General features: G+C 73.6%; 18 protein-coding genes. 8 read left to right on the top strand and 10 right to left on the bottom strand.

All coding sequences use genetic code 11. The annotated features are described in order from the left end of the window. Window positions 1-161 precede the first annotated feature (161 nt). From AB0J55_RS04160 to AB0J55_RS04150, 3 genes are read right to left on the bottom strand one after another with little or no spacing between them, the layout of a single operon-like run. Window positions 162-803 carry a helix-turn-helix domain-containing protein gene (locus tag AB0J55_RS04160; protein WP_364242506.1) on the bottom strand — a complete coding sequence of 214 codons (642 nt, stop codon included), beginning with the start codon at window positions 801-803 and terminating at the stop codon, window positions 162-164. After that, window positions 800-1,174, bottom strand: a complete 375-nt coding sequence (locus tag AB0J55_RS04155; protein ID WP_364242504.1) for a hypothetical protein — start codon at window positions 1,172-1,174, stop codon at window positions 800-802. Before AB0J55_RS04155 ends, AB0J55_RS04160 begins: the two co-directional genes overlap by 4 nt. Further along, the gene (locus AB0J55_RS04150) at window positions 1,171-2,187 is read right to left on the bottom strand and encodes an SDR family oxidoreductase (protein WP_364242503.1); all 1,017 of its coding nucleotides are present in this window, start codon (window positions 2,185-2,187) and stop codon (window positions 1,171-1,173) included. Before AB0J55_RS04150 ends, AB0J55_RS04155 begins: the two co-directional genes overlap by 4 nt. A 116-nt stretch (window positions 2,188-2,303) precedes the next feature. On the opposite strand from AB0J55_RS04150, the gene AB0J55_RS04145 reads away from it, so the two are divergent. The 3 genes from AB0J55_RS04145 to AB0J55_RS04135 all read left to right on the top strand — a co-directional run bounded on the left by AB0J55_RS04145 (window position 2,304) and on the right by AB0J55_RS04135 (window position 4,492). Then, window positions 2,304-2,723, top strand: coding sequence for a DUF6010 family protein (locus tag AB0J55_RS04145; protein WP_364242502.1), 420 nt, complete (start codon window positions 2,304-2,306; stop codon window positions 2,721-2,723). Further along, entirely contained in the window at window positions 2,720-2,920 is a 201-nt protein-coding gene (locus tag AB0J55_RS04140) for a hypothetical protein (protein WP_364242501.1), read from the top strand. The genes AB0J55_RS04145 and AB0J55_RS04140 overlap by 4 nt, the downstream gene beginning before the upstream one ends. A gap of 66 nt (window positions 2,921-2,986) precedes the next feature. After that, window positions 2,987-4,492, top strand: coding sequence for a hypothetical protein (locus tag AB0J55_RS04135; protein WP_364242499.1), 1,506 nt, complete (start codon window positions 2,987-2,989; stop codon window positions 4,490-4,492). Between the two features lie 6 nt (window positions 4,493-4,498). Here the strand turns inward: AB0J55_RS04135 and AB0J55_RS04130 are convergent, their stop codons facing one another. The 6 genes from AB0J55_RS04130 to AB0J55_RS04105 form a co-directional block, all read right to left on the bottom strand. Beyond that, window positions 4,499-5,731: a hypothetical protein gene (locus AB0J55_RS04130; protein WP_364242497.1), complete on the bottom strand. Its 1,233-nt coding sequence runs from the start codon at window positions 5,729-5,731 to the stop codon at window positions 4,499-4,501. 65 nt (window positions 5,732-5,796) lie between these two features. Continuing rightward, window positions 5,797-7,998 (bottom strand): FtsX-like permease family protein, encoded by a 2,202-nt coding sequence (locus AB0J55_RS04125; RefSeq protein ID WP_364242494.1) that lies wholly within the window; start codon window positions 7,996-7,998, stop codon window positions 5,797-5,799. Continuing rightward, window positions 7,995-8,675, bottom strand: coding sequence for an ABC transporter ATP-binding protein (locus AB0J55_RS04120; protein WP_364242492.1), 681 nt, complete (start codon window positions 8,673-8,675; stop codon window positions 7,995-7,997). Before AB0J55_RS04120 ends, AB0J55_RS04125 begins: the two co-directional genes overlap by 4 nt. After that, window positions 8,672-9,193: a PadR family transcriptional regulator gene (locus AB0J55_RS04115; protein ID WP_364242489.1), complete on the bottom strand. Its 522-nt coding sequence runs from the start codon at window positions 9,191-9,193 to the stop codon at window positions 8,672-8,674. Before AB0J55_RS04115 ends, AB0J55_RS04120 begins: the two co-directional genes overlap by 4 nt. A gap of 46 nt (window positions 9,194-9,239) precedes the next feature. Then, entirely contained in the window at window positions 9,240-10,094 is an 855-nt protein-coding gene (locus tag AB0J55_RS04110; RefSeq protein ID WP_364242487.1) for an NAD(P)H-binding protein, read from the bottom strand. An 80-nt stretch (window positions 10,095-10,174) separates the two neighbouring features. Further along, entirely contained in the window at window positions 10,175-11,176 is a 1,002-nt protein-coding gene (locus AB0J55_RS04105; protein ID WP_364243403.1) for a zinc-binding alcohol dehydrogenase family protein, read from the bottom strand. A 221-nt stretch (window positions 11,177-11,397) separates the two neighbouring features. Between AB0J55_RS04105 and AB0J55_RS04100 the strand changes: the two genes are divergently transcribed. Then, the gene (locus AB0J55_RS04100; RefSeq protein WP_364242484.1) at window positions 11,398-13,701 is read left to right on the top strand and encodes a PQQ-dependent sugar dehydrogenase; all 2,304 of its coding nucleotides are present in this window, start codon (window positions 11,398-11,400) and stop codon (window positions 13,699-13,701) included. 32 nt (window positions 13,702-13,733) lie between these two features. On the opposite strand, the gene AB0J55_RS04095 is transcribed toward AB0J55_RS04100, so the two are convergent. Then, window positions 13,734-15,071, bottom strand: a complete 1,338-nt coding sequence (locus AB0J55_RS04095) for a sigma-70 family RNA polymerase sigma factor (RefSeq protein ID WP_364242483.1) — start codon at window positions 15,069-15,071, stop codon at window positions 13,734-13,736. Window positions 15,072-15,388: 317 nt separating this feature from the next. On the opposite strand from AB0J55_RS04095, the gene AB0J55_RS04090 reads away from it, so the two are divergent. From AB0J55_RS04090 to AB0J55_RS04075, 4 genes are all read left to right on the top strand, one after another. Further along, window positions 15,389-16,783, top strand: a complete 1,395-nt coding sequence (locus AB0J55_RS04090; protein WP_364242481.1) for an alpha/beta hydrolase domain-containing protein — start codon at window positions 15,389-15,391, stop codon at window positions 16,781-16,783. 154 nt (window positions 16,784-16,937) lie between these two features. Then, window positions 16,938-18,524 (top strand): fatty-acid--CoA ligase FadD8, encoded by a 1,587-nt coding sequence (gene fadD8 / locus AB0J55_RS04085; RefSeq protein WP_364242479.1) that lies wholly within the window; start codon window positions 16,938-16,940, stop codon window positions 18,522-18,524. 118 nt (window positions 18,525-18,642) lie between these two features. Further along, complete coding sequence (locus AB0J55_RS04080; protein WP_364242477.1) at window positions 18,643-19,032, top strand: nuclear transport factor 2 family protein; 390 nt, start codon at window positions 18,643-18,645, stop codon at window positions 19,030-19,032. Window positions 19,033-19,038: 6 nt separating this feature from the next. After that, window positions 19,039-19,596 (top strand): PadR family transcriptional regulator, encoded by a 558-nt coding sequence (locus AB0J55_RS04075; RefSeq protein ID WP_364242474.1) that lies wholly within the window; start codon window positions 19,039-19,041, stop codon window positions 19,594-19,596. The last annotated feature ends 10 nt before the right edge of the window (window positions 19,597-19,606 follow it).

Below are 19,606 nucleotides of genomic sequence, written 5' to 3'. Positions count from 1 at the left end.
GTGACGTTAGGAGGATTCCGGGCGCGGCCGTTCGTCCGCGGCGACGAACTCGGGCGGCAGGATCCATCCGCCCGGACGAACCATCCGGCCCTTCAGGTACGCGAACCGGCCGTCCGGGTACGCGAGCCGACCGTCCGGGCACGCGTGTCGTCCGCCTGGGGTCAGGAAGCCGGGGTCACCGGGGCCAGCAACAGGCCCGTGATCGCGTCGATCAGGCCCGTGCCCGCGTCGTTCCAGCTCGCCCGCGGGGTCGGCGTGCCCTCCGCCAACGCGCGCTCGCGCTCCGCCGTCATGTGGATCATCAGCTGGCGGGCCATGTCGCCGCGCTCGGCCCGGACCTCCGGGGGGAGGCCGTCCAGGCAGCGGTTCAGCCCCTCGACCGCGCGAGCCAGTGCCGGTGAGGAGAGCGACTCCTCCAGGACGATCACCCGTAGCGCCGGGTCGGTCATCACCTGGGCGCTGAACCGCGCGAACCAGGTGGGCGAACCCAGCTCGTGCAGGTAGCTCGTCGACGGGCGGACCAGGCAGGCCACCCAGTCGCGCAGGTCGCCGTCGCCGTCGATGGCGTCGACGAGCTCCTCGCGCAGCCGCTCGATCCGGCCGAAGTGCTTGCGGGCGATCGCCCGCACCAGGTCCACTTTGGTGCCGAAGTGGTAGTTGACCGCGGCGTTGTTGCCCTGCCCGGCCGCCTCGCTGATGTGCCGGTTGGACACCGCGTGCACCCCGTGCTCGGCGAACAACCGTTCCGCCGTGGCCAGGATGCTCTCCCGCGTGGCACTCGCGCGATCCGCCTTGACGTTCATCCACCCACCCGGTCACCCCGACGATCTGCCGGCCCCCACCTTACGGAGCCGGTCACCGGAGCCGGCCCAGCCACGCCCGCGCCGCGGCCGGGTAGCGGCGGCTGAACTCGCTCGACGGCGGCTTCGTCGTGGAACAGGTCGATATCCCCCACGCCGATCCAGGTCTCCGGCAGCCCGGTGACGTCGTCGCGGCGGGCGGCGGCGCGGTCGTCGAGTGCCGCCGGGTACGGATTCTCCGGCGCGAGGCGGCGGCCGGACCGAGGCGTCCGCGGCCGGTACACCCGCAGGCCGGGGCGCACCCCGACGGTGACCTCCGGCAGCGACGGCGGGCGCATCCGCGCGGTCGCCACCGCGGACAGCGATACGGTCACTGCACCGACCAGCCGCCGTCGGAGGGCAGCAGGGCACCGTTGACGTTCACGCCGTCGTCGGCGAGGAGGAAGGTGATCGACGCGGCCAGCTGTTCCGCGGTGGCGATCGGCGGGATGAGCCCGAGGAACTCGCCGATCCGGCCCTGGCCGAACGCCGACGGCTCGGCGTGCATCCCCATGCCGGTCGCGACGCCGCCCGGCGCGACGGCGTTGACGCGGATGCCGTGCGGCCCGTACATGAAGGCGCAGCTGCGGGTGATCCCGACGACGGCGTGCTTCGAAGCGGTGTAGGCGATCCCGGCGGCCGAGCCGCGCAACGCCGCTTCGGAGGCGACGTTCACGATGGCGCCGGAGCCCGCTTCGAGCATCGCCGGGACGACCGCGCGGATGAGCCGGAACGTCCCGTCGACGTTGACCGCGAAGACGCGGCGCCACAGCTCGTCGCTCACCTCGTGGGCCGGCGAGAAGTCGTCGACGACGCCGGCGACGTTCGCCAGCCCGTCGATGCGCGGGCCCGCGGCGGCGAGGATCCGCGTCACGCCGCCGGAGTCGGTGATGTCGGCCGGCACCGCGACCAGTTCCGGCGAGCCGAGGTCCGCGGCGAACTCGTCCAGCCGGCCGGCGGAGACGTCGACCGCGACGACCCGGCCGCCTTCGCGGGCGATGCGCGACGCGGTGGCCCGCCCGATCCCGGAGGCGGCGCCGGTCACCACGACGGTCCGGCCCTCGAACCGGCCGGGCACGATCCGCTCCCGCCACCCGGCCCGGCCGGCGCCGGGGTCCGGGACCACGCCGTGGTTGGCGCGGCGGACGAGGTCGTCGACGACCTCCTGCGCGAGCCGGCCCTGGCTGAGGGCGACCAGCTGCCGCAGGGGCAGCAGGCGGACCGGGGCGAGGACGGTCTCGTCGACGCCGGCCTCGGCGAGCAGCGTGCGGATGAGCGGACCGCCGTCGGGGTGGGCGACCCACTCGCCGATCGGGGTGTCCGCCGTGAGCGGTTCCGTGGTGGTCATGGCGGCAGCATACCCCGTCTTTAAATCAATCGCTTGACGTAATATGGCGAGAACCCGGTGGAGCGTGGCCGTTCAGCCACTGGCCGGGAGACGGGCGGGTTCCTAGCGTCGGACCCGTGATCGAGATCGTGGCGCCGATCGTCATCGGCCTTCTCTACGTCCTGCTCAACTCCCCGATCCCGGAGCCGCACCGGCGGCGGTTCAACGCCGTGATGGTCGGCGGCGCGGGCGCGGCCTACCTCTCCGGCGGCGCGCTGGGGCCGTGGGAACTGGTGTTCTGCGCGGTGCTGACCTACGTCGCCTTCCGCGGGCTCGACTCGTGGACGTTCATCGGCATCGGCTGGCTGCTGCACACCGGCTGGGACATCGTCCACCACCTGAAGGGCCAGCCGATCCTCCCGTTCGCCCACGGCTCGTCGTTCGGCTGCGCGATCTGCGACCCGGTGATCGCGATCTGGTGCTTCTCCGGCGGCCGGCCGGTGTTCGCGCGGCGGCGGGTTGACGCGCCGCCGCCAGGGGTACCCGGGAAGGCATGAGTGCCGAGGTCGAACGCGCCGCGCACGCCTACTGCCCCCGCTGCAACCCCGATCCGCGCCCGGGGGACGTGATCACGGCGTTGTGCGGCGCCCGCCACCCGTACTACGGCCGCCGCGACCGGCCGGTGAACACCTGCCCGGCCTGCGTGACACTCGCTTCGGCCAACGTCTACGCCTGCGGCCACCCCGGCGCCTGAGCGCAGAACCTCCGGTTTCGGGTGTTCCGGAACCACCCCGCGCCCCGACCACCTACGCTGACCGGCATGAAGAGGGTGGGGATCGCCACGGCGACCGCGGCGGTCGCCGCGCTCGCGCTGGCTCTCGTTCTCGGGCTGCTGGGTGGGACACCGACCGGCGCCGGGGACAACGGGGACGGTTACCGGCTGTTCTGCGGGCCCGGGCTCACGCCCGCCACGCCGAACCACAAGGCGAGCTGGCTGGGCGGGGTGGTGCTGGACTTCGGGCGCGGCACGCCGTGCCCGGACCCGCAGCCGTCCAGCGCGGCCGTGCTGTTCGGGTCCGTCGCCAACGGCGACGGAGCCTTCAGCCTGGTCAAGCTCGGCTGGCTGTACGTGCTGCTGGTCTTCCTGGTCACGCTGCTCGCGGCGTGGGCGGTGCAGGCACGCGGGCCGCTGCGGCTGCTGTTCCTCCTCCCGCCGCTGCTGCCGCTGCTCGAACCGGCCTTCGCGCGGCTGTTCATCTCCACCTTCGCCGAGCCGGCCGGGCTGTTCGGCGCCTACACGCTGCTGCTCGGGGTCGCGGTGATCGCCGCGACGCGGGCCGGTGACGGCTTCGCGCGGCTGGCGGCGCTGCTCCTGGTCGCCGCAGGCGGGGTTGTGGGCGGCCTGGCGAAGATCGGCTTCCTGCCGCTGTTCGTGCTGGCCGTGCTCGTCTGCGCGGTCACCGCCGCGCGGCCGGGCAGCGGCCGGTGGTGGACCGGCCGGATCGTGGGGCCGGCCCTGGCCGTCCTGCTCGTGCTGGAGATCATCGCCCCGGTGCGGGCGAACCTCGCGTGGCAGGAACGCAACTACGCCGACGTCAACGCCGTCAACGTGGTCTACACCCTCACCCTGGCCGAGCTGCCCGGCTCCGCGCCCCGGCTCGGCCTGCCCGAGTCCGCGCAGAGCAGCGCCGGGCACGCGTACTACCCGGAGGGTCCCGAGGCGCTCGCCGGCTCGGACGTGCTGCTGGAGGACCCCGGCACGGTCAAGCGCAAGGCGTGGGACCTGCTGCTGGAGCACCCGTTCGTCCTGGTCCACGCGATCGGCATCGGCCTGCAGGCGACCCTCGGCCGGAGCCTGCCGTACCTGCCGGACGAGCCGTGGACCCCGGTGAGCCGGCCCCCGGACGGCTCGGCGCCGGTCAGCGGCGACATGGGCGGCGACGCGACGACGTTCCAGCAGTGGCTCGACGGGATGGGCATCCCGTGGCTGCCCGCTCTGCTCGTCCTGCTCGGCTTGGCCGCCGCGGTGGTCGCGCTGGTGCGCCGCCACCGCTCGACGACCCGCTACGGCGTCGTCGCCGGCGTGGCCGTGACGAGCGCGCTCGGCATCGCCGCGATGGCGGTGGTCGGCGACGGCTACTTCGAGATCGCCAAGCACCTGTGGCTGGCGGCGTACCTGCTCGACGTCACGGCGCTCTCCCTGGGCGTCATGGTGGCGCCGGTCCTGCTGCGGCGCGGCCGGGAGCTGTGGAACCGCCGCCGCCGTGGTGCCGGGACGGCGGTGCCGCCGGCCCGGGAACCCGAGCCGGCGGCACCGGTCAGCTGACCTGCGTCACGAAGCCAGCGAGGACAGCGGCACCGCGAACACCGCGCGGCCGCAGACCTGGTCCTTCGCCGTGCAGTCGGCCGTCGACCACTCCGACTGGGACCACACCAGGCCGGTCGACCAGTCGTAGGTGAGCGCCTCCGGGTGGACCGCCCAGCAGGCGGTCGTGCCGGTGCCGCAGGTGGCCGAGCTGCTCTTCGCCGTCGTCTGGGTCCAGAGCTGGCCGTTGACGGTGGCCGAGCTGTGGGCGACGTACCACTTGCCGTTGTTGGACAGCACGCCCTGCATGTTGCCCACCGAGCTGCGGAACGCCTCCGACGCGGTCCCGGTCAGCAGGTAGTCCGTGCCCGTGGGGTAGCGGTAGAGGCGGCCGTGGAGGCTCTGGTCGGAGAAGTACTCCGTCGTCACGATCGACGCCGGGGACGTGCTGCGGTCCAGCGACATCGACGAGAAGCACGGCACGCCCGTGTCGGAGGACATGCTGCAGGTGCCGCCCGCGTAGGTGTAGTAGCCGATCTGCATCATCGCGTACTTGTAGGTGTAGGCGGCGTACCCGCCCGAGGTCTTGCCGATCGCGTTCGAGGTGGTGTCGGTCATCTGCAGGATGTGCTTGGTGCTGAACACGCGGATGGCCGTCGAGGTGCTGCCTTCGGCCGTCACGTAGATCTTGTCGCCGTACCAGGCCATCCCGCCCATGTGGGCCTGCGCCGCGGAGAAGCTGCTGCCGGTGCTGTTGGGCACGGCGAGGTAGAACATCCGGTACGACGGCGACGCCGGGTCGTTGTAGTTGATCGCCTGGATCCGCGCGTCGTTGTAGCGGCCGAGCGCGTCGGTGCCGTGCCAGCCGGACAGGATGATCCGGTCGTCGCCCCACTTGCCGTCGTCGTCGGCGTCACCGGAGGTCGTGATGCCCTGCGGGCTCCACGTCGTCGTCCCGGCACGGTCGGCGTCCCAGCACATCGACTTGGTGGCCACCGGCGCCTTGGGCAGCGCGGCCTTCTCCGCGCTCGTGCAGCCGGTCATGTCGTAGCTGGGGTCGTTGACGACCGTGTTGAGGCTGACGTTCGGCAGCGCATTGTCCAACGCGGTCAGGGCGGCGGCCGGGGTGGCGTGCCAGACCAGGTTCTGCTTGGCCGTCGTCGTCAGCGGATCGCTGTAGGCGGCGCTCGCCGTGCCGGGCAGTGCCAGTGCGCCGGCCGCCACGGCCAGCGCGAGGAGGAATACCTTCCGAATTCGCATGGGAGCCAGTACGCCAGGCGCGAATCCAAATTCCGTACACCGGCGTTGTACACCTCTTGTACCGGTCATTCCTCCCGCAGGTGGGCCAGGCTCGCGGTGCGCCACAGAGCCGGCAACGTCACCGCGGTCACCAGCAGCACCGCCGCGGCCGCGGTCGCCGTGAGGATCCCGATCGCCACCGGGTCGGCCACCATCGGGCGGTGCACGAGCAGGGTGAGCAGCAGCCAGTCGAGGCCGAGCCCGGCGAGCACCGCGACCACGGCCGCCACCGCGACCGGGATCGCGAGCTGCCACTGCAGGGACCGGGCGAGCACCCCGCGGCCGACACCGTTCGCCATCAGGGCGGCGAGGGTGGACCGGCGTTCCCGCAGCTGTTCCCACGCCGCGATGAGCAGGCTGCCCGCGGCGAACAGCAGCACCAGGACCGAGCCCACCGACAGCACCCGGGTGATCAGCGCGGAGGTGTCGTCCCGTTCGGTGCCCAGCGAGCTGACCCTGCCGTGCCAGCCGATGAGGTTCCGCACCTGCTCGACCACGTCCGGCCCGGCGGCGGGGATGGTCGCGTTCACGCTCAGCGCGAGGCCCGGCGCCGTGCTCAGCGCGCCCGGGGTGACGATCAAGGCCGCTCCTTCCTGCGCCGTCACGTGGTGTCCCGCCACCGGGATCGTCCACTGTGGAGGACGGGTGCGGTCGGCGCCGCCGGACCAGAGCCCGGCTCCGGGCGCGAGGCGGTCCGACGTGTAGACATCGCCGTCGCGGCACCCCGCCACCGCCAGTTCGGCGCACGTCTGCACGGCGAGGGAGAACTTCTCCCCCGCCGCGTTCTGCAGCAGGGCGTGGGTGGTCACGGGCACGCCGGCCAGCCCGGGCAGCGCGTGCAGCGCGGTGGTGAACGCCCGGGCTCCGTCGACCCCCGTGGCGAAGGCGGTCGCCAGCACGCGGACGTTCCCCGGCGGCGGCCGGTCGCCCTCGGCCCGGGCGTAGACCCCTTGCAGTGCAATGGATCCGGCCAGCACGACGGCGATGCCGCTGACCAGCCGCGCCGCCGTGGCGCTGTCCAGCTGGAGCCGGCGCACGGCCAGCAGCCAGGCCGGCGATCCGCCGCCGAGCAGCCCCGCGACGCGCTCGACCAGCCACGGCAGCACCACCGGCACGGCCACGAGGATGAGCACCACCCCCGCGATGACGAAGGGATCGCGGGCGTCTTCGGTTCCCAGCCTGCCGATCACCAGTGCCCCGCCGGCCGCGAGCGGCAGGAGGCGCCACCACAGCTTCCGGCGGACCCGCGTCCCGCGCCGCACGACGCCGAGTGGCTCGATGACGACCTTGCGCAGCGCGAAGACGGCCGCCGCGCACGCCAGTACCGGCAGCGCCAGCAGCACCGGCCCGCCGAGGCGCCAGTCCGGGACGACGTCGGCGGCGAAGATCCCGCCCCGGAACGCCGAGACGGTGATCCGCGGGACGAGCACGCGCACGAGCAGGAACAGCCCCGCCCCGGCGACGAGCCCGGCGAACGCGCCGAGCAGGGCCTCGCCGGCGGCGATCCGGCGGACCTGGGCGCGGTCGGCGCCCACCAGCCGCACGGCGGCCAGCCGCCGGTCGCGGGCGGCCGCGGCGAGCCGGGTGCTCGCCACGACGAAGACGAACACCGGCACCAGGCACGTCGTCGCCCCGAGCACGACCAGCAGGACTTCCAGCGGGTCGAGGCCGCGCCGGGCCGGTTCGCCACCGAACCCGCGCACCGGCTGGGCCATCGGCTGCCCGGCGACGTCGGCGGCGCCGACGTAGAAGTACAGCTCGTTCGGCCCGGTCAGCCCGGTGTCGCCGATCGTGCCGATCACCCGCTGCGAGAACCGCGGGCGCAGCAGCGCCCCCTCCGGGGACTGCAGGAGCGCCGCGAGCGCCGGGGAGAGCACCGCCTCGCCGGGCCCCGGCAGCCGGTCGACGCCCGGGGCCGCGGGCGGGTGCGGCCCGGTCGGCTGCACGAGGTAGCCCTGCAGGCCGCGGCCGCGGAACTCGTCGTCGCGGCCGGCCGCGAACACCGGGTCGACGCCGCCGGCCGCCTCGGCGACGGGCAGGCGGGCCGCCGAGCGGTCGGCGCGGGCGGCCAGCATGTGCGGCAGCGACGACGCGCTGAGCAGGACGACGACGCCGAGCCCGACGCCGGTCGCGGTCAGGGCCAGCCGCGCCCACGCCGTCCGCGCGCCACCGCCACCGAGGGCGAGGCGCACCCCCAGGGCCAGGTCGGCCGCCCAGCGCGCGCTCACGGAGTCACCTCGAGCTGCCGGGTCCGGCCGTCGCGCACGACGACTTCGCGGTCGGAGTAGGCCGCGACGCGGGGTTCGTGCGTCACCAGGACGACCGCCGCGTCGCGGTCTCGGGCGGCCGTCGTCAGCAGCTGCATCACCTGCTCGCCGTTGAGGGAGTCCAGGGCACCGGTCGGCTCGTCGGCGAAGACCACGCGGGGTGCGGTCACCAGCGCCCGGGCCACGGCCACCCGCTGCCCCTGCCCGCCGGACACCTCACCCGGCCGGTTCCGTTCGACGGCGGTGAGGCCGAGTTCGGCCAGCACCTCCCGGGCCCGCTGGGCGGCGACGCGGCCGCGCACGCCGTTCAGCCGCAGCGGCAGCGCCACGTTCTCCAGGCAGGTGAGCTCCGGGACCAGCCGGCCGAACTGGAAGACGAACCCGAATTCGGTGCGGCGCAGCGCCGAGCGCGCCCGATCGGACATCGAGGCCAGGTCCGCGCCCCGGTAGCGGACCGTCCCGGCGTCCGGCGGGACGATCCCGGCCAGGCAGTGCAGCAGAGTCGACTTGCCCGCCCCGGACGGGCCCATCAGCGCCACCACTTCCCCGGCGCGCACCCGCAGGTCCGCGCCCGCGAGCGCCTCGGTGGGCCCGTACGCCTTCCGGACCCCGGTGGCCTCCAGCAGGACGTCGCTCACGCGATCTCCTCCGCCAGCCGGCCGAGCCGGGCCGCGGTCAGTTCCAGCCACCGGAGGTCGGCCTCGAGGTGGAACAGCGCGTGGTCGCAGATCAGCTGGTCGACGAGGTCGCCGCCGGTCTTGCGGCGGGTCAGCTCGCGCATCGCGCCGAGGTGGGCGGCCCGCTGGACGTCGAGGACGTCGGCGGCGGGCCGCCCGGACAGCAGGGCGAGCACGACCTTGGTGTACAGCGTGTTCTGCAGGTAGGCGTCGGGCTTCTCCGGGGTGGCCAGCCAGGCGCCGACGTCGGCGACCCCGGCTTCGGTGATCGCGTAGCGCTTCCGCTCCGGACCGCCGTCCACCTCGACGCCGTCGGCCTCGACGAGCCCCTGCTTCAGGAGCCGGGCCAGCGTCGAATAGACCTGGCCGTAGTGCACCCGGCGGTCGTGCCCGAAGCGGTCGTCGTAGGCGCGTTTCAGGTCGTAGCCGTGCCGGGGGCCGTTCTCCAGCAATCCGAGCAGGGTGAGTCCGATCGACATGCCGGCGACTGTACACCCTGTGTATAGCTGGAGCGTATAGTGATCATCACTCCGGCAAAGCCGCCGCCAGGACGGCCCGCAGCGGCGTCGCCGGCCGGCCCAGCAGCGCCTCCAGATCCGGTCCCGCGGTGGCGAACTCGCCGCGGCGGGCCGCCCGGAACATGCCGAGCAGCAGCTCCGCGCGGTCCGCGGGCACGCCGTGGCCGACCAGGGTGGCCACCCAGTCCTCGTCGTCGGCGACGACGCGCCGGATCGGCCGGCCGGCGAGGTCGCCGAGCAGGACGGCGACGTCCTGGAGGTCGAGGGCGACCGGCGCGGTGAGCGGCGGTGTCGGCCCGTCGAACCGGCCCTCGTCGGCGAGGATGATCGCCGCCGCTTCGGCGAGGTCGGCGTGCGCCGTCCACGAGACCGGCCCGTCGGCCGGCGCGACCAGCTCGCCGGTCCGCAGGGCGTCACCGAGCAGCAAGGGCACCGTGCTCGCGTAGAAACCGTTGCGCAGCGCGGTGAACGGCACCTCCGCCAGCCGCTGTTCGGTGGCGGCGTGGTCGGCCATGGGGGCGAAGAGGGAATCCGCGGCCGCACCCTGGTGGCTGGTGTACAGCACGCGCTTGGCCCCGGCGTGGCGCGCGGCCTCGATCGCCGCGACGTGGTGCGCCACGGCCGCGTCGCCGGTTTCGTCCGTCGAGACGACGAGAACCTGCGCCGCCCCGTCGAACGCCCCTTCCAGGGAGGCCGGGTCGGCGAAGTCGCCGCGGCGCACGCGGACTCCCTGCGCGGCGAGCCCGGCCGCCCGGGCGGGATCGCGGACGCTGACCCCGATTCCGGCCGCCGGAACCCGCTCCAGCAGCCGGTCGACGATGCGGGACCCGAGCTGCCCGGTGGCGCCGGTGATGACGATCATGGCTGACCCCTCTCGTTGGTTACACCGATACTAGCCACGTTAACATCAGTGATACCAATGAGGGGCTATCAATGGAAACGTCAGGTGGCCCGAAGCACCGCCGCACCGTTCACTCGGTCCGCGGCCAGGTCGGCCAGGGCCCGGTCCGCCGCGTCCAGTGCGTAGGGCGCGGTGCTCACGGCCAGGTGGTGCCGCCCGGCGAAGGCCAGGAACTCCCGCGCGTCCGCCCGCGTGTTCGCCGTGACGCTACGCAGCTGCCGCTCCTGGAAGAGGTGCCGCTGGTAGTTCAGCGGCGGCACGTCCGACAGGTGGATCCCGGCGACAGCCAGCGTCCCGCCGCGGTCGAGGGCGGCCAGCGCGGGGAGCACCAGCTCGCCCGCGGGCGCGAACAGGATCGCCGCGTCCAGCGGCTCCGGCGGCGGTGCCGCCGCGTCGCCCGCCGAGGCCGCGCCGAGGGCCAGAGCCAGCTCACGGGCTTGGGCGCTGCGGGTCATGACGTGCACCGTGGCCCCGCGCGCGAGCGCCACCTGCGCCGTCAGGTGCGCGCTCCCGTCGAACCCGTAAATGCCCAGCCGGCCGCCCTCCGGCAGCTCCGCCCGGGCGAGCGCGTGGTAGCCGATCAGCCCGGCGCACAGCAGCGGGGCCAGCTCGTCGTCGGAATAGCCGCCCGGCAGTGGCAGCGCGTACGCCGCCGGGACGACCGCGTACTCCGCGTACCCGCCGTCGGCGTCCCAGCCGGTGTAAACCGAGTCCGGGCACAGGTTTTCCCGCCCACGCAAGCAGAACTTGCACCGGCCGCAGGTCCCCCGCAGCCAGGCGATGCCCACCCGGTCGCCTTCCCCGAACCCCGTGACGTCCGCGCCGAGAGCGGCCACCTCGCCGACGACCTCGTGCCCCGGGGTCACGCCCGGCCGGTGCACCGGCAGATCGCCCTCGGCGACGTGGAGGTCGGTCCGGCAGACCCCGCACACCAGCACCCGCACCAGCAGCTCGCCGGCATCCGGCCGCGGCACCGGCGTGCGCACCAGGTCGACCGGCTTCGACGGCATCGGGCCGGGCCGGGTGACACGCCAGGCGTGCATGGTCGTCGGCGGCTGGGCCACGGGAACCTCCTCGTTCGGCGGATGCGTCCCCAGCATGGCCGTATCGCGGCGGCCGCGCGAGCGGCGGTAAGTTATTACCTCCCAACGGGATTACGCGTTTCGTGCACATTCTTGCCTGTGGTGTAACAACTTTCGGACTTCCCGCGCCATACGGGACGGCGCTCGCGCCAGTCCGGTCCCCGCCGCACGAGGAGTTCGTGATGGGTTCTCGTCGTTTCCTGCTTCCGCGAAGATCAAGACGCCTGCTGGCCGCGGGGGTGGTCGTGCCGCTGGCCGGCGCCCTCGCGGTGGCGGTCGCCGCCGCGGCCCCGGCCGCCGCCGTCCCCGCCGGGTTCACCGACACGGTCGCGATCGGCGGCCTCAGCTCGCCGACCGCCGCGGCGTTCGCCCCCGACGGGCGCGTGTTCGTCGCCGAAAAGAGCGGCCTGGTCAAGGTGTTCGACTCCCTGGCCGACCCGACGGCGACCGTGTTCGCCGACCTCCGCACGCAGACGCAGGACTTCTGGGACCGCGGCCTGCTCGGGCTGGCGGTCGACCCGGCCTTCCCCGCGCGGCCGTACGTCTACGTGTCCTACACGCTCGACGCCGAGCCGGGCGGGACCGCGCCGCGGTGGGGCGACACCTGCCCCACGCCGCCGGGCGCGACCGACCAGGGCTGCGTCGTGACCGGCCGCGTCTCCCAGCTGACGATGGGCCCGGCCGGCACCGCCGTCAGTGAGAAACCGCTGGTCACGGGCTGGTGCCAGCAGTTCCCCAGCCATTCGGTCGGCGCGCTGGCCTTCGGCCCGGACGGCGCCCTGTACGCCGGCGGCGGGGACGGCGCCAGCTTCAACTTCGCCGACTACGGCCAGGTCGGCAACCCCTGTGCCGACCCGCCCGCGCCCGCCGGCACGAACCTCAGCCCGCCGTCGGCCGAAGGTGGTGCCCTGCGGTCGCAGTCGCCGCGGCGCGCGGCCGGCCAGCCGGTGCTGCTCAACGGCGCGCTGCTGCGCATCGACCCCGACACCGGCGACGGGCTGCCCGGCAACCCGTTCGCGAGCAGCGCCGACGCCAACGCCCGCCGCGTCATCGCCTACGGCTCCCGCAACCAGTTCCGGTTCGGCTTCCGGGCGGGGACCAGCGAACTCTGGGCCGGCGACGTCGGCTGGAACACCTGGGAGGAGATCAACCGGGTCGCGAACGCCGGCGACGGCGTCGCGGAGAACTTCGGCTGGCCCTGCTTCGAAGGCAACGCCCGGCAGGCCGGCTACGACGGCGCGAACCTCGACCGGTGCGAGTCGCTGTACTCGGCCGGCGGGCAGACCGCGCCCTTCTACACCTACAACCACAGTGCCAAGGTCGTGGCGACCGACCCGTGTCCCACCGGCGGCTCTTCGATCAGCGGCATCGCCTTCGAATCGGGCAGCACCTACCCCGCCGAGTACGCCGGCGCGCTGTTCTTCGCCGATTCCTCCCGCGGCTGCATCTGGGCGATGCAGACGGTGGGCGGCCAGCCCAGCCCGAGCCGCCTGGTGCCCTTCGTGACCGGCGTCAGCACGCCCGTGCAGGTGCTCACCGGGCCCGGCGGGGACCTGTTCTACGTTGCGCTGGGCAGCGGCGAACTGCGCCGGGTGAGCTACGCCGGCGGCACCAACCGGCCGCCGGTCGCCGTGGCCACGGCGACGCCGTCGAGCGGCCCGGCGCCCCTGACCGTCCAGTTCGACGGCACCGGCTCCACCGACCCGGACGCCGGCGACACGCTGTCGTACGCGTGGGACCTCGACGCCGACGGCGCCTACGACGACTCGGCCGATCCCCGCCCCACCTGGACCTACACCACGGCGGCGACGGTCGACGCCGGGCTGCGGGTGACCGACTCCCACGGCGCCACGGCGGTCACGACCGTCCGGGTCACCGTCGGGACGCCGGCCGGGCTCGACCCGGTGCCGGTCATCGACACCCCGAGCCCCGCGCTGACGTGGTCGGTCGGGCAGACGGTGGCCTTCTCCGGCCACGCGGTCGACGCCCAGGACGGCGACCTGCCGCCGTCGGCGCTGTCCTGGCGGCTCGCCATCCGGCACTGTGCGGCCAACGGGACCTGCCACACCCACAACGTCCAGGACTTCCCGGGCGTCGCCGCCGGATCGTTCGTCGCGCCGGACCACGAGTACCCGTCGTACCTGCAGCTGACGCTGACGGCGACCGACTCGACGGGCCGCACCGGGTCCCGGACGATCGACCTGCAGCCGAAGACGGTGACGCTGAACTTCACGTCGAACCCCAGCCAGGCGATGCTCACCGTCGGCGGGACCCAGCAGCGCACCCCGTTCTCCCGGACGGTGATCGCCGGCTCGGCCAATTCGATCAGCGCGGACAGCCCGCAGAACCTGCCCCCGCTGAACCTGAAGTACGCCTTCACCAGCTGGGCGCACGGCGGGGCGCGGACGCAGAACGTCGTCGCCCCGGCGACGGGTGCCACCTACCAGGCGAACTACCGGCTCTGCTGGCTGCTGCAGCCCTGCTGAGCGGGAGGGGCCCGGCGCCGCGCGGCGCCGGGTCACTCCCCGGGGTTCTTCGTCTTCTCGGCCTTTTTCGACTCTTTCGACGATTCCCTCGCCGCCTTGGACGACTCCTTGGCCGCCTGTTTGGACGACTTGGCGGCCGGGTCGTTTCCGAGGCCGTTCCCGTTGTTCCCGTTCCCGTTCCCGTTGCCGTTGTTGCCGTTGCCCGCCGCGCCCGGCACCCCGGACGCGGTGGACCCCGCCGTCTCCCCCGCCGGCTGCTGCTCACCGGTCGTCGCCACGCCCGGGGCGCCCGGCTCCGGCGTGCCCGGCGCGTCCGGCGCCGGCTGCGTGCCGCCCGGCGGGACACCGGCGCGGGAGCCGGCCTGCGGCCCGCTCCGCCCGGGCTGGCTCGTCGTGCCGTCGCTGCCGGGCCCCGACGGCGACGGCGCGTCGCTGGAGGTGCTCGCGCCGATCGTCACCGTCGTGACCAGCGCCGCACCCGCGACGGCCACCTTCGCCGCCGTGGCCCACGACAGGGCCGACGCACTCGTGCCGGTGGCCCCGGCCGCGGCGCCGGACGACGCCAGCGACCCGGAGGCCGACAACCACTGCGAGACGATCGGGACGCCCAGGATCAGCGGGGCCACCGCGGCGGGCAGCTCGGAGTTGAGCTGGCGGAGCCCGGCGGCCAGCTCCCGGCAGTCCGCACAGCGGTCGAGGTGGGCCGCGACGCGGTGCGCCTTGTGGTCGGAGATCCCGTCCCGCACGAACTTGGCCAGCTGGCCGGAGACGATCCGGCAGTTCCGCCGCCGCGCGGTGGGGACGTGCTGGTCCAGGTAGGCCTGCCGCAGACCCTCCCGGGCGCGGTAGGCCAGCGCGGCGACCCCGTTCGGCGTCATCCCGAGGTCCTCGGCGATCCGCGCGGGCGGGTCGCCGTCGATCTCGGTCCGCCAGAGCACGGTCCGCCACCGCTCCGGCAGGCTCGCGAACGCGTCCGCGGCGACGGTGGCGTGCAGCCGGCTGCCCACCGGCTCGTCGCTGCCCGCCCCCGGCAGGACGTCCGGTACCTCGGCCACCAGCGAGACGGCCGAGTCGCGCCGGCGCCAGCTGATCATCGTGTTCCGGATGGTCGTCAGCAGGTACGGCCGGAAATCCTCGTCCGGACCCTCGCCGGAGCGCAGAATCCGCAGTACGCGGGTGAACCCTTCGGCGATCAGGTCGTCCCGCTCCGCCTGGTCGGCCGCGATCGCGGCCGCCACCCGGCGGGCGGCGACGAGGTGCCGGTCGTAGAGCTCGCCGTACGCCGCGATGTCCCCGCCGCGGACCGCCGCGATCAAGGCCGCATCGCTCGGGGCGTCCGTCCCGGCCGCCGCCGGCGCCACTTCGGTCACCACACCCCTCTCGCCGTGCGCATGCACGTGCAGAACGTCCGGAGATAGTCGCGCAACGAGTGACACCTGCGCAAGGTTGCGGCGCCGAAAGGACTTTCGGAGTTTTTCCGGCGGCGAGCAGCCGGGGCGTGGAGTTGTCACTTCCCTGAGCGTTCGCCGGCGCCTTCCGCCCGGCCGCCGGGTCCTGCGTTGCCCCGGACCGTACCGGCGAGTAGAAGACGAAGGCGGTGGCCACGCGGCCACCACCTACTGTCCGATGTGGACGATGCCGAGCCTGGAGCCGCTCGGCCGCCGTCCACGACCAGAAGGGTTTCCCCATGCGCAGAGCCCTGCTCGTGCTGCTGACCGTGCTCCTGCCATCATTGGTGACGACCGGGGTCGCCCAGGCCGCGCCGGCCGCCGCGCCGACGGTCACGGCGGTGCCCGCGAACGCCGGCCGGGGCTGGCCGGTCAGCGGCGCCCAAGGCGTCCTCGACCTCGCCGCCCGCGGGTACGTCGAAGAGGAATACCTGCTGTCCGGCCAGGCCGACACGTTCGACCAGGTGGGCCTGTGGACCGACGACGGCCGCTGGGCCACCCGGGTGGCCACCACCGGCAATCCGTACACCACCCGCATGGTCGTGGTGCGGCCGCGCGACGCCGCCCGGTTCAACGGCACGGTCGTCGTCGAATGGCTCAACGTCAGCTTCGGCGTCGACATCCCGGTGGACTTCTCGCAGTCCTACGAGCACTTCGTCCGCGAGGGCTACGCCTACGTCGGCGTGACGACCCAGAAAGCCGGGGCCGACAAGCTGAAGAGCCTCGACCCCGCCCGCTACGGTGCCGTGAACCTCGGCGGGGATGCGCTTTCCTACGACGTTTTCTCGCAGGCGGCCCAGGCGGTACGGGCGAATCCGCAGCTGCTGGGCGGCCGGACTCCGACCGTCGTACTCGGCACCGGCCATTCGCAGTCGGCCCTGCGGCTGACCACCTTCGCCAACGCGGTCCAGCCGGTGCGCCGCAGCTACGACGGCTTCATGATCCACGGCCGGGCGGCGCTGGCGGCCCCGATCGGCGACGGCATCGTCGGCCCGCTGTCGGCCCGGATCCGCACCGACCTCGGCGTCCCGGTGTTCGTCCTGCAGTCGGAGACCGACGTCATCGCGTCGGCTTCGGTCCGGCAGGACACCGCACGGGTGCGCACGTGGGAGGTGGCCGGTACCGCGCACGCCGACCAGTACGGGCTGGACCTGTACAACGCGGCCAACGCCCGGGACCGGTCCATCAACGACGGCGCCCCGACGACCTGCGACAAGCCGGTCAACAGCATGACGTTCCGGTACGCGGAGAACGCGGCGTTCCGCTACCTGGACCGCTGGGCGCGCGGCGGCGCGGCCCCGCCGACGGCGCCGCCGATCTCGATGCTGCTCAACCTCGTCATCCTCCGCGACGGCGACCAGAACGCCCTCGGCGGCGTCCGGCTGCCCGACCTCGACGTCCCGGTGGCGTCCTACGCCCCCAACAACAGCGGCGGCAACGTCGCGGGCGCGTGCCTGCTGCTGGGCACGACGACACCGCTGACCCCGGCGCGCATCCGGCAGCTGTACCCGGACCACGCGACGTATGTCGCCGGGTTCACCGCGGCGGCGGACCGGGCGCTGCGGGCGGGCTACCTGCTGCAGCCGGACCGCGACGAGGCCGTGGCCCGCGCCGAGGCCGCGCCGGTGCCCTGACCGCGATCGTCCACAAAGGATTCCAGCGGCCCGTCCCCTCGGCGGGCCGCTGGAACCCGTTCCACCCGCGCCGCAAGCTGACAAAACCGCTCCGGCCCGCGTATGGTGTCGAAAACAGTAACATGTTCTAGTTTGACGCCGTGGAAGGACCGGGATGGACGAGCAGGCGATGCGGTACCCCAACCACCTCGGCCACCTGGTGGTTTCCGCCCTGAAGCGGCACCGGGACAAGCCGGTGATGGTGCTGGGCGAGACCACGATGACCGGGGGCCGGACCGCCGAGCAGGTCAGCCAGTACGCGCAGGCCTTCGAGGCCCTCGGGGCCGGCACCGGCGCCCCGGTCGCGCTGCTGTCGCTGAACCGGCCCGAAGTCCTGCTCATCATCGCCGCGGGTCAGCTGCAGGGCTCGCGGCGCACGGCGCTGCACCCGCTGGGCTCGCTCGACGACCACGCCTACATCCTCGCCGACGCCGGCATCACCACGCTGATCATCGACCCGGTGCCCGCCTTCGTCGACCGCGCGCTCGGCCTGCTCGACAAGGTCCCCGGCCTGACCCAGGTGCTCACCATCGGGCCGGTGCCGGAGCCGCTGGCCCACGTCGGCAAGGACCTGACGGCGACCGCCGCGACGTTCGAGCCCGGGCCGCTGGAGCCCGCCGTCCTGCCGCCGGACCAGGTCGTCTCGATCACCTACACCGGCGGGACGACCGGCAAGCCGAAGGGGGTGATGGGCACCGCGCAGGCGATGACCACGATGACGCAGATCCAGCTGGCCGAATGGGAGTGGCCCGCGGCGCCGAAGTTCCTGATCTGCACGCCGCTTTCGCACGCCGGCGCGGCGTTCTTCGCGCCGACCCTGATCAAGGGCGGCTCCCTGGTCGTGGTGCCGAAGTTCGACCCGGCCGACACCCTGCGGATCATCGAAGAGCAGCGGATCACCGCGACCATGCTCGTGCCCACCATGCTCTACGCGCTGATGGACCACCCCGATTCGCGCACGCGCGACCTGTCGTCGCTGCAGACGGTGTACTACGGTGCCGCGTCGATCAACCCGGTCCGGCTGCGCGAGGCGATCGACCGCTTCGGGCCGATCTTCGCCCAGTACTACGGCCAGTCCGAGGCCCCGATGGCGATCAGCTACCTCGCCAAGGGCGACCACGACGACGCCCGGCTGGCCTCCTGCGGCCGCCCGTCGGCCTTCCTGCGCACCGCGCTGCTCGGCCCGGACGGCACCCCGGTGGCCCCCGGCGAGCCGGGCGAGATCTGCGTGGCCGGCCCGCTGCTCGCGGGCGGCTACTGGAACCTGCCGGAGGTGACGGCCGAGACGTTCCGCGACGGCTGGCTGCACACCGGCGACGTCGCCCGCGAGGACGAGGACGGCTTCTGGTTCATCGTCGACCGGGTCAAGGACATGATCGTCACCGGCGGGTTCAACGTGTTCCCCCGCGAGGTGGAGGACGTCGTGGCCGAGCACCCGGCGGTCGCCCAGGTGGGCGTGATCGGAACGCCGGACGACAAGTGGGGCGAGGCGGTGACGGCGGTGGTGGTCCTGCGGCCGGACGCGGACGGCGACCTCGAGCGGCTCACCGCCGAGATCCGGGCGGCGGTGCGGGAGCGCAAGGGCCCGGTGCACGTGCCCAAGCAGGTGATCGTGGCCGAGTCCCTGCCGATGACGGGACTGGGGAAGCCGGACAAGAAGGCGTTGCGCGCCCAGTACGAACGGCACGGGGCGGCTGTGTAGGGCGTTATACGGCGGGCGCCGGTCGCGTGGCTCGCCGAGACCACGCTCGCGCCACGGCTCGCCGCGAGGAGGTACGCTGCGGAGGCACTACTCAACAAGTTGACTATCCGAGGTGCCCATGAGCAGCTTCCGCAAGGCCGTCGAAGCCCGCGATCCCGAGGCCATGGCCGCGGCACTGGCCGAGAACGTCGTGTTCCGCAGCCCGGTCGCGTTCAAGCCGTACCCGGGCAAGGCGATCACCGCCGCGATCCTGCGCGGCGTGCTGCGCGTGTTCGAGGACTTCCGTTACGTGCGGGAGCTCAGCGGCGGTGACGGCCGGGACCACGCCCTCGTCTTCGAGGCCCGGATCGGCGACGCGCGCGTCGAAGGCTGCGACTTCCTCCACTTCGACGACGACGGCCTGATCGACGAGTTCACCGTGATGGTCCGCCCGCTGTCGGCGGCGCAGGCGCTCTCGGAGGCGATGGCGGCGCAGTTCGACCGGATCCAGCGCGAAGCACTCAACTAGTTGAGTATGGCACTGCGACACGCGCTGATGGCGGCGCTGCTCGAGGGCGAGGCGTCGGGCTACGACCTGGCGAAGGGGTTCGACGCCTCGGTGGCGAACTTCTGGGCGGCGACCCCGCAGCAGCTCTACCGCGAACTCGACCGCATGGCCGCCGACGGCCTGGTGCACGCGCGGGTGGTCCACCAGCAGCACCGCCCGGACAAGCGGCTGTTCTCGCTGTCCGAAGCCGGGCGCCGGGCGCTGCACGCGTTCACGGCGCAGCCGCCCCGGCCGGGGGTGATCCGCGACGAGCTGCTCGTCCAGGTGCAGGCCGTGGACGTGGGCGACGAGCCGGCGGTCCGGCGTGCGCTGGCGGAACGGATGGCCCGTGCGGAAACCAAGATCGCCGGCTACGAGCGGCTCCGCGCGCGGCTGCTGGACGGCCGGTTCGAAGACGACTACCTCGCCGAGGCCGAACGGGTCGGCCCGTACCTGACGCTGATGCGAGGCCTGTCGTTCGAGCGCGAGAACCTGCGGTGGTGCGAGCACTCGCTGAAGGTGCTCGACCGCCGGGCGGCGCGGTAGCGGGCCTGCG

The sequence above is a fragment of the Amycolatopsis sp. NPDC049688 genome, from assembly GCF_040674975.1.
In the GTDB taxonomy this organism is placed as follows: Bacteria; Actinomycetota; Actinomycetes; order Mycobacteriales; family Pseudonocardiaceae; genus Amycolatopsis.
The sequence above is the reverse complement of the archived record's forward strand: the minus strand, read 5'-3'. Positions and strand labels throughout refer to the sequence as shown.

Coding starts and splice junctions, on each gene's coding strand:
- AB0J55_RS04160 (WP_364242506.1), bottom strand. CDS start 803: ATGAACGTCAAGGCGGATCGCGCGAGTGCCACGCGGGAGAGCATCCTG.
- AB0J55_RS04150 (WP_364242503.1), bottom strand. CDS start 2,187: ATGACCACCACGGAACCGCTCACGGCGGACACCCCGATCGGCGAGTGG.
- AB0J55_RS04140 (WP_364242501.1), top strand. CDS start 2,720: ATGAGTGCCGAGGTCGAACGCGCCGCGCACGCCTACTGCCCCCGCTGC.
- AB0J55_RS04135 (WP_364242499.1), top strand. CDS start 2,987: ATGAAGAGGGTGGGGATCGCCACGGCGACCGCGGCGGTCGCCGCGCTC.
- AB0J55_RS04130 (WP_364242497.1), bottom strand. CDS start 5,731: ATGCGAATTCGGAAGGTATTCCTCCTCGCGCTGGCCGTGGCGGCCGGC.
- AB0J55_RS04115 (WP_364242489.1), bottom strand. CDS start 9,193: ATGTCGATCGGACTCACCCTGCTCGGATTGCTGGAGAACGGCCCCCGG.
- AB0J55_RS04110 (WP_364242487.1), bottom strand. CDS start 10,094: ATGATCGTCATCACCGGCGCCACCGGGCAGCTCGGGTCCCGCATCGTC.
- AB0J55_RS04105 (WP_364243403.1), bottom strand. CDS start 11,176: ATGCACGCCTGGCGTGTCACCCGGCCCGGCCCGATGCCGTCGAAGCCG.
- AB0J55_RS04100 (WP_364242484.1), top strand. CDS start 11,398: ATGGGTTCTCGTCGTTTCCTGCTTCCGCGAAGATCAAGACGCCTGCTG.
- AB0J55_RS04090 (WP_364242481.1), top strand. CDS start 15,389: ATGCGCAGAGCCCTGCTCGTGCTGCTGACCGTGCTCCTGCCATCATTG.
- fadD8 (WP_364242479.1), top strand. CDS start 16,938: ATGGACGAGCAGGCGATGCGGTACCCCAACCACCTCGGCCACCTGGTG.
- AB0J55_RS04080 (WP_364242477.1), top strand. CDS start 18,643: ATGAGCAGCTTCCGCAAGGCCGTCGAAGCCCGCGATCCCGAGGCCATG.
- AB0J55_RS04075 (WP_364242474.1), top strand. CDS start 19,039: ATGGCACTGCGACACGCGCTGATGGCGGCGCTGCTCGAGGGCGAGGCG.